Genomic DNA, 13,677 nt, shown 5'->3' with positions numbered 1-13,677 from the left:
CAGTGCACATTAAAACCGAATCAATCCCCTGGATCATTATAGGAAGCTATTTTCTATTCGGATCAGTTTGGATATTGCTTTCTGATACAATTCTGTATCACTTCTCTTCCGACTTCTTAGCGAATAAGCAAATTGGTCTATATAAAGGCTGGTTTTTTATTTTACTAACTTGTTTGTTTCTTTATTTCCTATTGAAACACCTTCTCTATAAAAATGAAGTAATGGAAAATCAGCTTCTTGAAAGTGAAGAACGATATCGGCGCCTTGTTGAATCTTCTCCGTATGCCATTTGTCTTATGGAAAATGATGAAATCACCTATACCAACCGTACTGGACTGCAAATGGTAGGTGTTGAATCGATTCAAGACCTCTATGTTAATCGTCAATCACTTATCGCTAACTTGGAAGATACTGAGAGATTCAAAAGCCTACTAAATAAAATACACGCTCAAGAGGAGCCGTCTTCTGAAACAATTGAATACCAGTTATTACGTTCAAATAACGAAGTCATAGATGTGGAATCAACGCTGATTCCTATTATGTTCAACCACAAATCCACTACGATCATCCAAACTCGAGACATCACAGAACGAAAAAAAGCTGTGAAAGAACTTTGGGAAGCGAAACAACTCATACAAGCGATCATTAGCGCTTCTCCTATCGCCACTCTTGCCCTCGACATGGAGTCAAACATTCGATTGTGGAATCCAGCTGCCGAAAAAATATTTGGATGGAAAAGCGAAGAAGTGATCGGCAAGAAAAGCCCCATTGTTCCTGTAGAGGAAAAGGATATTACGATTCCTGAAATTATTGAATATGGACATATCGTAAACAAAGAAGTCAAACGGATGCGCAAGGATGGATCCATCGTCTATACAGCTTTGTTTACAGCGCCTATCCAAGATGAAAATGGTCAGATCAATGGGATCATGGCTGCGTTTATGGATATAACAGACAAAAAGAAGACAGAAGATGCGCTGTTAAAAACAGAAAAGCTATCCGCTGTTGGCCAACTTGCCGCTAGCGTAGCTCATGAAATACGGAATCCTTTAACATCAGTCAAAGGATTCATTCAGCTTCTAAGTAGTGATAATGATTTCGCTGATAAGACGCCGTTCCTTTCCATTATGCTATCTGAGATTGATCGGATGGATTCGATCATTAAAGATTTGCTTGTCCTTGCCAAGCCTCAGGCTGAGCATTTTACATTTTTTAATGTAAATACATTGCTCTCATATGTCATACAGCTTTTAAGTACCCAGGCATCTCTGTACAACATTTCTTTTATAACAGACTTCACAGAGCGTCATGAATCTCTATACGGAGAAGAGAATCAGCTGAAGCAAGTTTTTATTAATTTAATCAAAAATGCGATGGAAGCAATGCCTGATGGTGGCGTTTTACGATTAAAGACTGTAGTAAAAGACAATAGCATTAACGTGATCATCGTCGACGAAGGTGTTGGTATCCCTGAGCACAAACTAAAAACACTTGGAGAACCTTTCTACACAACAAAAGAAGAAGGCACTGGTCTAGGTTTGCTATCTAGTTTTAAAATTATTGAGAACCATCAAGGGAAAATCGATTTTAATAGTACTGTCGGAATTGGAACCACTGTGACCGTTTGCTTTCCGATTGAACGTGAGACATGATAGGAATGAATACAAAAATAGTCATTTCCGCTCGGATTTTGTCCATTTTTTGTGCTTTTAGCCATTTCTATGCTAAAATATCATTCGTCTCTTATTCTCGAATAAGCTTGACCTGAAGGAGGAAGCAACATTGCAAAAAACAAAAAGAAATGATCCCTGTCCTTGTGGCAGCGGCAAAAAATATAAGAAATGCTGTATGACATCTGAAAGTGCACAGGATCAATTAGAAGAACAGCTCTATACACAAGAACTATATACAATTCAAGCACAGCTTGTAGAGTATGCGATGAGTGAACATGATCAAAAAATGGTCTCTCTAGCAAATGATCTATTTAACCGTTTTGAAATCCCCAAAAATCTTGAGGAAGCTTATATGCACGGTATTTTCCCATGGGCAATCTTCCATCAATCTCTTAACCAGTGGAACAAAACGATTGTTAGAGAATATCTTCAACTTTATTCGCACACCTTCTCTACTGAGAAAGTTAAAGAAACCGTGAACGACTGGCGCGATGCTTACATGTCTATTTATACAGTGGAAGAAGCGTCAGGCCACACAGCGGTCGTAAAAGAACTCGGGTCAAACCAATCGATCAGTATCCTTCTACATGAAGAAGTAATCCTTACTAGCGGAGAAAGTTTAGCAGGCATTCTTCTTCCTGTCAAAAACGGTGCCATGCCATTTATTGAACTTCTTAAAATCGCACCAGATGCTATGGAAATGGTGGAAAAGAAACTTTCATCAGAAGAATCAAACTACAATGTTCGTTCCATGATGCAACGTGATTTCCCAGAAGTACTTAGTCAAATTGTGAAACACGGCAACGGTTCAGAAGAATCAAACGAATCGATTGAAATGATTTGGTCTAGAAAAGAAGATGCAGAAGTAGCTTCACTCTTTATGGAGCAGGTTAGTGAAGAGTACTCTCAGGAACAACTTCAAGAAATTCTTCGTTTTTGGAAGAAATATGCTGATGATGAAAAGCCTATTGTTAGAAAAGCTTCTATCTTTGCAGCATCTCTTGAATATCTTGCTGCCAAAGTTTATGACACTTCAATCAGCCAGAGTGCTCTTGCGAAAAAATATGGAACATCTGCTTCTAGTATTTCTAGTAAATATAAAGCCTTTCACGAACGCTTTATCCCTGCTATGAGCTAAAATTAATGATCTTACATTCAAGCTGGTTTTATACTAAAACCAGCTTTTTCATTAATTTTGATGAGCATATAAGATATAATAAGAAGGCTATGTTAAGGACCATTGTTGTTTTCAGATCGTTTACGCTCTGTGATAACCATCGCTTCGAGCAACAATCAAGAATCAACAATAGAACTAACATAGCTAACAAGAAAAAGGGGGAACTGAAGTGACCGATCAAACATCTACTCAAAAAGTAGGAACTTATATACTTGAGCAGGCCTTGGAGATTGCACAAAGTACATACGAACGTCAGCGTCAGGACCTTGATGACGCAGATTTTAATAATGAACCGAAACTTTCCATAAAGAACACGACCTATCTTATAAAATTGATTGGTAAAAGTCTTCAAAAAGACACTTTGAATGCATTTGCAGCAATTGAAGAATTTGGAGAAGAATCTGGCGAACTTGTACAAGACGAAAATGAAATGATCATTTCTCTTATTGTAACTGTACCTCTCATTCGAGAGGCGATATGGGAGGCAATTGAACCAGTCGTTGAAAAATTAAATATGAAACCACGGGATGTTATTCAACTACCAAGTAGAATTGACCCACTGCTTGATCAGTTTGTGTATAGCTATGGGAGTTCTTATATCACTAGTAATCAGCAGCTTGAAACAAAATATAACTCGACTCTGGAAGAACTTTCTACACCTATCATTCCTATTATTCAAAACCTTGCTATTCTTCCTCTGGTAGGTAATATCGATACGTACCGCGCAACACTAATCATGGAGAAAACGCTTGACCAATCTCGTAAACTTCAACTCGACCATATGATCATTGACTTGTCAGGTGTTGTGACAATGGACACGATGGTCGCGAAACACTTGTTTGACATAACAGAAGCGTTAAGTCTTATGGGAGTTCAGGTGACTCTGACTGGTATAAGTCCTTCGATTTCGATTTCAGCGGTACAGTTAGGAATTGATTTACACAAACTAACCATCAAATCTAGTCTTCATAACGCACTGACTGAATTAGCCGTTCTTTCTAATCCTTCTGATTAGTTCATTACGCTGTTCACAAATCTGTCATTCTTATCAAAAACATCCCATAATCATCATTTCTTTATGAAAGCCTGCTATACTTTAGTCATTCCAGAAAAGCTTTCTCCCAACCCGGAAAGCTTCTCTGGTTCCAACGTATAGTAAATAATGCATCCCTTCCCTCCCCCGGGAAACCTCCTTATTTTAGTAAAGAAGAAGGCGCGTCAAATGACGCGCCTTCTTCTATTTGTAGCAAAAAGTATTATTGAAATAGGTCATCATTCTTCCAATAAAAACTAAAGCTCATGTAAAATGTAGGAAGGAGGTGAGAAGTATTTTAACCGTAACCATTCTTCAACAAGAGCTTGAACCGCTCCAAAATCCAGAGCAAGCTAAAAAAATGCAAAAGTATATGCGAAATCAATTTCCCTTCCTCGGCATTAAGACACCAGAACGAAGGAAAGCTGTTGTTAAGGCGCTTAAAAGGCATGGGAATCCAGATCTTGATACCCTTAAGGAACTGCTTGAAAAGCTTTGGGCATTACCAGAACGAGAATATCAGAATGCCGCCCTTGATCTTCTTGACCGAGTCAAATGTTTTCCCAAAGACTATATCAATCTTATTGAACAACTTATTATCACAAAATCCTGGTGGGATACTGTAGATGGACTTGCTGTTCATAGTGCAGGTATTTATTTTCAACAATATCCTGATCAAATTGCACCGATAACAAACAAATGGGTGAACAGTCCAAACTTATGGCTAAACCGTAGTGCGCTTCTTTTTCAACTTTCTTATAAAGATTCCACAGATTTTGGTCGACTCAAAAGATACATCCTACTACACAAAGATTCAAATGAATTTTTCATCCAAAAAGCGATCGGCTGGTCGCTCAGAGAATATTCCAAAACAGATCCAGAAACCGTGAAAACCTTTATAGAACATCAAACCTTACCTCCTCTTAGTAAACGTGAAGCGAGTAAGTACATTCATAAAGCAAAAAAATAACCCATCTGCTAGAGATGGGTTATCATTCCATTATTACTTACCAATAAATTGTTGTGTCCAAATATTACCTTCTTCTACATAACCAACACCAATATGTGTGAAGCTACCGTTCATAATGTTCTTGCGGTGTCCTTCGCTGTTCATCCAAGCATTCACAACTTCTTCTGGTGTTTGTTGTCCTTTAGCAATGTTTTCTCCAGCTGATTGATAATCCACGCCAAACTGGTTCATCATATCAAAAGGTGAGCCGTATGTTGGGCTATTGTGAGCAAAGTAGTTATTATCTCTCATATCTTCAGACTTTGCTTGTGCTACTTTACTTAGTTCAGTATCTACTTCAAGTGCAGGCAATCCAGCTTTTTCACGCTCTGCATTTGTAAGATTAACAACCTGTTGTTCAAATTCTGATAATCCTGTGTCTTCATTAGTTTCCTTAGCTGGTTCTGCCTGCTCTGTCTCTGGTGCAGGTGCTTCTTCTGCCTGTGCGTCAGAAGGTGTAGTCTCTTGAGGTGCTTCGGCGTGTTCTTTAGCAGGCTCTTCAGAAGGAGCTTCAGCTTTCTCAGCCTGTTCCTCTTGTGCTGGCTGTTCAGTCTTACCTTGCTGTTGGAAAAGTTGATCTAGATTAATAGAATCTTTAATAGAAATATTGTATTGTTTTTCAAAACGATCAAGAATAGACTGCAACTCATTTATATTGTTGACCTGGAATGTTTGCGCATTAACTTCTGCTTTGACAGCGTGTTGATCACCCGTATTAGCAGAACTATTAGATGGATTTGCTGCCAGCAGGGCTGCTGCCGCTGTGACACCTAGAATAATTGACTTTTTCAATGTGATTCCTCCCTGATTGGTGAAATTTCTTACACACTGAGAATATCATAAGATTGCTAGTCTAAAAGACCATAATAACTTCCTATGCTAGTAATTCATACCAGGTAATTTTACGTATAAATCAGGTTAATTATTCATCAAAACCCCTTTATACCAACGGTTCTGAGAAGAACCTCTTAAAATATTCAAATTTGTAAGTTTGGTAATAGATCCACATTTTAGGCGGTAATTTACTGTTAACGTTTCATTTCAACTGTTTCAAAAGCGTAACAAAAAAAGAAGAGCGATTACGCCCTTCTAGTTTACTTCAATTTGTTGATCTCACTTCTTTAAAAGGAAACCAAACCACTTCTGCTTTTCCAACAACTTCTTCCAGCTCAATTTTCCCAAGACCATTTCGGCTATCCATACTTCTTAAACGATTATCACCCATCACAAAAAGCTGTCCTTCGGGTACTTCAACAGGACCAAAATCTTCTGTTAATCTCATACCCATTGTTTCTGCATCAGCACGATTTCCGTCTAAGTAAGGTTCTTTAAGCTGTTTGTCGTTTACATAAAGGTTATCCTGACTCATTTCGATAATGTCTCCAGGTAATCCAATCACTCGTTTCACATAATGCTTCTCTGCATCCTCATCCTTAATAATAATAATGTCTCCTCTTGCTGGCTCTTCCTGCACATAGGAGATGAATTTGTTAACGAGCAGACGATCTCCATCATGTAGCGTTGGATCCATTGAAGCTCCTTCTACAATGTATGGAGCGATGATAAACATTTTAATCACAAATGCCAGGATAATAGCAAAAAGGAGAGGTGCACCCCAATCTTTTAGCCAATTTGCTTCTATTTCTGTTTTCATTTCGCCCTCCAGCATTCAATCAAGATTCTATTTTAAGTCTAGCATAATTTTCCTATAAAGTTCCATATTAATGCCGCTGTCTTTCAGCCTATTTTGAGCAAAAAATTTTATCTTCCCTTCTTTTTGTGGAACACTTAATCAAGTTACATCCTTAAAGGAGGATTCTTATGAAAAATATAAAGGCTTTCGTATTTGATGCATATGGTACATTGTTTGATGTTTTTTCAGTATCTAAAAAGTGTGAAGAACTGTTTCCTAGTAAAGGAGATCAAATCAGTCAAAGTTGGAGAAAAAAACAACTTGAATATAGCTATCTCAGACAAATGATGGGAAACTACCGACCTTTTTCTGAGGTTACTCGGGATGCGCTTCGTTATGCTGTAGAAGAAGCAGAAACAGAGTTAAGTCATGAGAATGAGGAAATTCTTCTCGAAGCTTATCAGCAACTAGATGTGTATGAAGAGGTTCCAAAGGTACTTAAAGAATTAAAAGCACAAGGTATGACGCTTGCTATTTTTTCAAATGGTTCACACGATATGCTCGATCCGCTAGTAAAGCAATCTCCTCTATCTGAACACCTGGATTACATTATAAGCGCAGATGACATTAAACAATTCAAACCATCACCTGCTGCTTATACTCATGCACTTGACTTCCTTGAGCTTAAGCGAGAAGAAGTTCTGTTCATGTCTTCAAATGGATGGGATATATCTGGCGCCAAGAACTTCGGTTTTTATACAGCCTGGATTAACCGTAACGAAAACCCTGTTGAAAAGCTAAACCTTCAACCAGATAGTATCTACCATGAGTTAAGTGGTATAACGAGCTGGTCTTAATGCTTTACTCAGAATCAAATGGATATCTCTACGTTTTGCCCGCTTGCGTCAAACTAAGAGTATTAAATATACTTATGAAAACCTGAACGAAAGTTCGGGTTTTCGTATTGAAGTTCTTCCCCATACTTATATCGGAAACGATAAGAGCGTTCTTTCACACGAACGATACTTTAGACCCACAGCCGTATCACCCATTTACCAAAATAGGCCCATTGACCAGCACTACGCTTAGCCGTATAATCTACACATCAAAGCGTTCATTTACTAAAATTTGAGAGAAAGAAGCCAGGTACTCGAACTATGATAAAGGTAAATCATTCGATTCAGAAAGAAATCATTCGCTATCAGGAACAGCTACGTTTATTCCGTATTACACTAAAAAAGCTGCCAGCTAGTACGCCGGCAGAGCATGCAACTCGAGACTTGTGTAAAGAAATAGCCTTTAAACTCGCTTCAACCGAAGATCTTGTAAGGAGCATTTTTAAGTCAAGAAAATTACCGTATCGTGAGCTTTCAAAGCAATTCTTTTATAGCGTTAGCATCCTTAAACGTAATAGCAAATACATCATAGCTCTCTTTTTGTTAAAGCATGGCAATTACCAGTTGCTTAATGATCACCTCACCTGCATGCTATAGAATAGCTCTCAAAGCTTGATGCAGGTGAGCATAAGTATTCACATTATTAAAATCAATTCCAAGCTGCACAGCGGTTTGCGCAATTTCTGGCCTAATGCCCGTTAGAATCGATTCAATTCCTGAGAGTTCAAGCATTTTGATAAGCTGGAAGATTTCATTTGCTACCATCGTATCCATAATTGGCACGCCTGATAAATCAATCACAAGGTAGGATAGCTGGAGCTCCGAGCTACGCTCAATTCCTTTTCTTTGGATAAGAGAAGCACGGTATGTGTCAATCGTTCCAATAAGAGGAAGAACGCCAATTTCTTTTGATATTGGAATGATTGGTACGCTTAATTCGGTAATCTTTGTTTGCTGAGCTGCAATCTGTTCTTCATTTAATTGATTTGTATAGACAGTTACCTTATGAAGAAGCAAATCAAACGATTTGTTCATGTAACTGCCCCACTCCGCTAATCGACTTGCTTCAATTAACTGATCTTCTTGTGAACTAAACTCTACCATTACATCCCAAAGAATTTGCCTGAGATAGGTTAAACTTGCCACTGACTGCTGAAGTGAGAAGGTATGATTCGAAAATATTCGCACCATTCTTTCAGCCCATTCTTGAACATCCCTACTATTTGATTCAAGAAAAATCATTTGTTTAACAAAATCAGAACAGAATGATTGAACTTCCTTTTTTAATTCTGGAACTTTAAGAACCGCCGTATCAGTTGCTTCTCTCTCATCAACCAACAGTTGAAGTCGCTTTGTCCATTTGTCTCCAATCTCTTCTAAACGCTCATGAAAATATTCGACATACATTACTTCCACTTTTTCCATTGTTATGTCTCTCCTATTTCATCATTAATAGTTCATTGTTTCCCGAAAATACCAGTTTGTACACATCTTACAAATCATTTAGAAAAACCGTTCGATTTGTATGTTTATTTACCTAATCAAAGCACAAAAAAACGGAGGCCGCACTGGCCTCCGTTTTTTATTCTCTATTCGCTTTTAGGTTTCCTTCTAAACTTCATGAAGAATTCGTACACAACAGGCACAATAATTAGCGTAAGAAGAGTTGAACTTGTTAAACCACCGATAACAGTTACGCCAAGTCCTTTGGAGATGAGCGCTCCGCCTTCTAAACCGAATGCAAGTGGTGCTAATGCGCCAATTGTCGCAAGTGCAGTCATTAGAATTGGTCGAAGTCGCGTACCACCAGCTTCAAGTAGCGCTTCCCTTGTTGTATATCCTTCTTTTTCCTTATGAATCACTCGGTCAATCAGTACAATCGCATTTGTCACAACAATACCGATTAACATGAGCATTCCAATTAGTGAAGAAATACTAATTGTTTCTCCAGCAATCAACAATCCTACCAGTCCACCGATCACGGTAAAAGGAAGTGAGAACAAGATTGCAAGTGGTGCAAGACCACCTCCGAAGGTAATCACAAGAACAAGGTACACAATCGCAATAGCAGCAAGCATTGCTAAACCGAGCTGAGTAAAGGACTCATTAATATCCTGAGTTACTCCCCCAAGACTTACTTCTGATGAGTCCGGTAAGTCCATGTTATCAATCGTTTCTTGCACATCTGCAGAAACTTGACCAACATTGTCATCAAGGACTTCGGCTGTCACGTTAGCATACACTTTGCCATCACGACGAGTGATTGTGTTAGAAGACTCCCCTTCTTCTATCGTTGAAATTTCACTTAGAGGTACGTCCACTCCAAGTGGTGACGTAATCGTTGTACCTTCTAAATCTTCTTGGTCTTTATATGTCTTCTCATTTACTTCAAGAACGACATTTATTTCTTCCCCATCTTTTTGGATGGTTGTAAGAACTGGTGCTTCCCCTGTGTTTCGAAGCTCCATTCCTATTTGACCAGCTGATAGCCCTAGCTCACTTAGTTTTTCTTGATTTGCTACAATCGTAAATTGATCGTAGGATTCAGAAATACTAGAACTAATATTTGTAAGATCTTTTTCTTTCTCTAGAACGGCCGTTACATCTTCAACAACTGGACCAAGGTCATCCATTGTTTCTCCATTCACAACTAATGTGATCTGGTTACTTCCACCAGAAGCTGAGACGTCCTGATAGCCCCATTCACCTTTTTCACTCATTTGTTTCAAATCTTCAAGAACGTTTTTGCGTTCTTCTTCGAATCCTTCTGTCTCTTCATCATAGCTTACGAAGAAGAGAACCTGGTTACTTGCACCTGGATTCATTGGGTTTTCTCCACCAACTGAGAACTGAATTGTATCAACATCTTCTTTATCAAGGAAATAATCTTCCGCTTCAAGAGCAAGATCATTGATATTTTCAGACGTTTCACCAGGCTCTGGATTATAAGTCGCTACAATCATTTTCTCTTGATCGGAAGGTAAGAAGCTTACGCCAACAATCGGTGCAAGGAAAAGACTTCCGACTAATACAAGTACACTTGCTCCAAAGGTAATCAGCTTATGATTGAGTACCCAATTCAGCATCTTCTTATAACCGTTCGCAAGACGACTAGTTCCTTCTTCTTTATGCGAAGGTTTTCCGGATTTTTTCACAAGCCCTTTTTTAAAGAGAGAGTGAGCCATCGCTGGAACAATGGTAATCGCAACAAGCAACGATGCTAGTAGTGCGAATACAATCGTTAGTGCAAATGGTAAGAATAGTTCACCTACTGGTCCCTGCACTAGGCCAAGTGGTAGGAATACGGCAATCGTTACAATGGTTGAAGACATAATTGGAAGGAACATTTCCTTCGTAGCTTCTGTAATGAGTTCTTTCCCTCGTAGCTCCTCGCCTTCAATGGCCATACGTCGATATATGTTCTCTATGACAACAATGGAATCATCGACAACACGACCAATCGCAACCGTCATCGCACCAAGTGTCATAATGTTCAGTGTAATTTCTAATTGATTTAAAACTAACAATGCGATTAATAAACTTAGCGGTATTGAAATAACTGAGATTAAAGTTGAGCGAATGTTACGCAAGAACAATAGTATGATTAATACTGCGAAAATTGCTCCAATAATCGCCTTATTCAACATTGTACTAACAGATTCTTCGATAGGTTCTCCTTGGTCGAATATCGTCACAATACTAATGTCGCTATTCGAATCTTCAAGTGAGGCGATTTTATCTTTCACACCATTTACAACATCAACAGTGTTAGCATCTGCGCTCTTTGTAACTTGGATACCAATCGATTCTTGACCGTTCGTACGGGAAATTGATTCTGCTTCACCAACTAATTCAATGTCTGCAATGTCCTGAAGCTGAACGGTTGGAACTTTCGGTTGTGCTTGAGCTTCGCTAGCTCCTTCAGCAGAAGCGGACGGGGCTTGTGCACCATCAGTTGATGAAGGTGCTTGAGGAGCTGAGCCTGCTTGAGCTCCCTGACCCTGCTGTGATGGAATGACTGGAATTTCAAGTTCTTTTAAATCTTCTAATGACGATACATTACCGTCTACAACAACTGCTTTTTGATTATCGTCAAAGTTATATAGCCCAAGAGGAATGTTAACAGCAGAACCTTTAATGAGATTCTTAACAGTCTCTTCGTCTAAACCGTACTCTTCCATTTTCTCATCTTTAAATGAGAAGGATACTTCTTCGACTTCCTGCCCAGCAATCGATACAGAAGAAACACCTTCCACGCCTTCAACAGCTGGAAGTACATCATCTTCTACACGCTGGGTTAATTCTGTAAGTGAACGATCTTTCTCTGAAACGCTTAGAGACATGACTGGAAAAGCATTAAAACTTAGTCGTGACACGTCTGGGTCTTGCGTTTCTTCAGGTAATGAAAGTGACTGAATGGTTTCCCTTACTTCATCTTCAGCTTCATCCATGTTTTTACTGAAATTATATTCAATTTGCACATTCGAAGCATTTTCAAATGAAGATGAACTAACGACCTTCACTCCTGGGAGACTTTCCACTTTGTTTTCAATTGGTTCTGATACTTTATCAGACACTTCTTCTGGTGTTGCACCAGGATACACTGTTGTCACGGACACGAGCGGGGTATTAATATTTGGAATGGTCTCCATCTTCATATTAAACCCTGAGTATAATCCGGCAGCGGTTATGATAATCGTTAATAACCAAACTGCAAACTTATTATTTAATGAAAATTGAATCAGCTTTCTCAAGCAGCTTCCACTCCTTTTTTCTACTTCTGCTATGACTGACCGGTCATTACACAATAACTATACTTAATTAAACGTTATAATTCAAGTTATTTTGTTTACAAATCACTGTAAAATATACGTAAAAAATGAGATTAGGAAAAAAAACTTGAACATGATATAATAGATGTGACCAATTGGTCATCAAAACCCGGTCAGTAAAATTACTGGCGAACAGAGGTGTAAGATGAATGAAAAAAAGAAAGTGATCCTTGAAACGGCGATGCAGCTTTTTGCCAAAAAAGGATTCCATTCCACGTCTATACAGGAAATCGCTAATGAAAGTGGAATTTCTAAAGGAGCCGTTTATCTCCATTTCCAATCTAAAGATGATGTGCTTTATTCCATTTTCGCTTATTATTATGAGAAGTTAAAAAAGAAAATATCAGAAGCGAAATTAGATTCCTTCACCCCTGAAGAACGGCTAGAGAAGCTTCTATACGTTCAAGCACAAGAAATTTTGCATCATAAAGAGTTTATTATTATGCAATTCAGGGAACAAGCTATTTCGATGAACAAAGAAATTGACGATTTAATTCTTAAGATAAGAATGGAGTCCCTTGAAACGTTAGCGAGTAGCATTCAAGACTTATATGGCGATCGGATTACTCCGATTCTCCCGGACTGTGTTTTGCTCCTAGATGGTATGTACTCCTCCTATATCAAGCTAATTGTCTTACAGAATGCTGACCTAGACCTGGAGTATCTTCCACGCTTTATATTAAGTCGCTTGAATGACATGGTAAGCGGTATGTTAGAAAATAACACTGCCCCCTTCCTCTCATTGGATCATGCCTCTGCAATCTTCCAGAACATGAGTCATTCAGATGGATGCGAGCGAAAATCCCCTTCTCATATATTGAATGAAATGGCTACGTTGATTAATCGAATGAACATTCAAGAAAATCAGCGTAAAGAGTTGCTTGAAACTATTCAATTTTTGAAGAAGGAAGTAAGTGATCCAAACCCGCGTCGCTTTATCTTTAAAGGAATGCTACACCAGTTTGAAGGATTCTCCGAACTTGACTTATATAAGACTGCACTTATTGACGCATTGGAACTTGATCAGTAATCCAAAATTAGTGGAGGTGGAAGATTGTGAAAGAGCCGCTCCTAACAAAAGAAGAGTTAAGACGTATTGTCCGCGAACTTCAATTAAAAGGAATTAACGCCCAGCTTTGCTATCGAAAAGCATAAGTCCTCTCCTCCGAAAACGATCTAATCTTAGATCGTTTTTTTATGTTTCTTTAAGATTTTGGTATACCGAATATGAAAAAGGAAAGATTCTCTGTTAGGTAATTATGAGTGTGCCTGTACTCCCCATCCCCACAAGCATGACGTGATGTACATACTGATTCTCCTATACGAAACTCTAAGTTTGCTCATATGACTCTTCCCCCTTATTCACGTATCGTCTGATTTACCGGCGGAATAAAAGTAAGGTGCACCTGATTACAGGAGAAGAT

11 protein-coding genes are annotated in these 13,677 nt (G+C 38.6%); 7 read left to right on the top strand and 4 right to left on the bottom strand.

From position 1 onward, the window contains the following. Window positions 1–2: 2 nt before the first annotated feature. The 4 genes from IQ283_RS15710 (at window position 3) to IQ283_RS15695 (ending at window position 4,853) form a co-directional block, all read left to right on the top strand. Window positions 3–1,652, top strand: coding sequence for a PAS domain-containing sensor histidine kinase (locus IQ283_RS15710; RefSeq protein WP_194221058.1), 1,650 nt, complete (start codon window positions 3–5; stop codon window positions 1,650–1,652). A gap of 130 nt (window positions 1,653–1,782) precedes the next feature. Beyond that, entirely contained in the window at window positions 1,783–2,811 is a 1,029-nt protein-coding gene (locus IQ283_RS15705) for an SEC-C metal-binding domain-containing protein (protein ID WP_194221057.1), read from the top strand. Between the two features lie 208 nt (window positions 2,812–3,019). Continuing rightward, window positions 3,020–3,865: an STAS domain-containing protein gene (locus IQ283_RS15700; protein WP_194221056.1), complete on the top strand. Its 846-nt coding sequence runs from the start codon at window positions 3,020–3,022 to the stop codon at window positions 3,863–3,865. Between the two features lie 304 nt (window positions 3,866–4,169). Continuing rightward, window positions 4,170–4,853: a DNA alkylation repair protein gene (locus tag IQ283_RS15695; RefSeq protein WP_242057363.1), complete on the top strand. Its 684-nt coding sequence runs from the start codon at window positions 4,170–4,172 to the stop codon at window positions 4,851–4,853. A 33-nt stretch (window positions 4,854–4,886) separates the two neighbouring features. Here IQ283_RS15695 and IQ283_RS15690 read toward each other — a convergent pair whose 3' ends face one another. Further along, complete coding sequence (locus IQ283_RS15690; protein ID WP_194221055.1) at window positions 4,887–5,684, bottom strand: CAP domain-containing protein; 798 nt, start codon at window positions 5,682–5,684, stop codon at window positions 4,887–4,889. 307 nt (window positions 5,685–5,991) lie between these two features. Further along, on the bottom strand, window positions 5,992–6,546 hold the full coding sequence (gene lepB, locus IQ283_RS15685; RefSeq protein WP_194221054.1) for a signal peptidase I: 555 nt from the start codon (window positions 6,544–6,546) through the stop codon (window positions 5,992–5,994). A 167-nt stretch (window positions 6,547–6,713) separates the two neighbouring features. Between lepB and IQ283_RS15680 the strand changes: the two genes are divergently transcribed. Together IQ283_RS15680 and IQ283_RS15675 are read left to right on the top strand one after the other, a co-directional pair. Continuing rightward, window positions 6,714–7,382, top strand: a complete 669-nt coding sequence (locus tag IQ283_RS15680) for a haloacid dehalogenase type II (protein WP_194221053.1) — start codon at window positions 6,714–6,716, stop codon at window positions 7,380–7,382. A 300-nt stretch (window positions 7,383–7,682) separates the two neighbouring features. Continuing rightward, entirely contained in the window at window positions 7,683–8,018 is a 336-nt protein-coding gene (locus IQ283_RS15675) for a hypothetical protein (protein WP_194221052.1), read from the top strand. On the opposite strand, the gene IQ283_RS15670 is transcribed toward IQ283_RS15675, so the two are convergent. Both IQ283_RS15670 and IQ283_RS15665 read right to left on the bottom strand, forming a co-directional pair. Further along, window positions 8,013–8,846 (bottom strand): STAS domain-containing protein, encoded by an 834-nt coding sequence (locus IQ283_RS15670; protein ID WP_194221051.1) that lies wholly within the window; start codon window positions 8,844–8,846, stop codon window positions 8,013–8,015. The two genes, IQ283_RS15675 and IQ283_RS15670, sit on opposite strands and share 6 nt — an antisense overlap. A 164-nt stretch (window positions 8,847–9,010) precedes the next feature. Beyond that, window positions 9,011–12,175 (bottom strand): efflux RND transporter permease subunit, encoded by a 3,165-nt coding sequence (locus IQ283_RS15665; RefSeq protein ID WP_194221050.1) that lies wholly within the window; start codon window positions 12,173–12,175, stop codon window positions 9,011–9,013. 223 nt (window positions 12,176–12,398) lie between these two features. On the opposite strand from IQ283_RS15665, the gene IQ283_RS15660 reads away from it, so the two are divergent. Continuing rightward, a complete protein-coding gene (locus IQ283_RS15660) occupies window positions 12,399–13,283 on the top strand; it encodes a TetR/AcrR family transcriptional regulator (RefSeq protein ID WP_194221049.1) in 885 nt (294 codons plus the stop codon). Window positions 13,284–13,677: the final 394 nt, after the last annotated feature.

Source organism: Pseudalkalibacillus hwajinpoensis (assembly GCF_015234585.1).
In the GTDB taxonomy this organism is placed as follows: Bacteria; Bacillota; Bacilli; order Bacillales; family Guptibacillaceae; genus Guptibacillus; species Guptibacillus hwajinpoensis_B.
The sequence above is the reverse complement of the archived record's forward strand: the minus strand, read 5'-3'. Positions and strand labels throughout refer to the sequence as shown.

Bases quoted from the DNA above. Each gene is read 5' to 3' on its own strand.
- lepB (WP_194221054.1), bottom strand. From the start codon at position 6,546: ATGAAAACAGAAATAGAAGCAAATTGGCTAAAAGATTGGGGTGCACCT.
- IQ283_RS15675 (WP_194221052.1), top strand. From the start codon at position 7,683: ATGATAAAGGTAAATCATTCGATTCAGAAAGAAATCATTCGCTATCAG.
- IQ283_RS15660 (WP_194221049.1), top strand. From the start codon at position 12,399: ATGAATGAAAAAAAGAAAGTGATCCTTGAAACGGCGATGCAGCTTTTT.
- IQ283_RS15670 (WP_194221051.1), bottom strand. From the start codon at position 8,846: ATGGAAAAAGTGGAAGTAATGTATGTCGAATATTTTCATGAGCGTTTA.
- IQ283_RS15680 (WP_194221053.1), top strand. From the start codon at position 6,714: ATGAAAAATATAAAGGCTTTCGTATTTGATGCATATGGTACATTGTTT.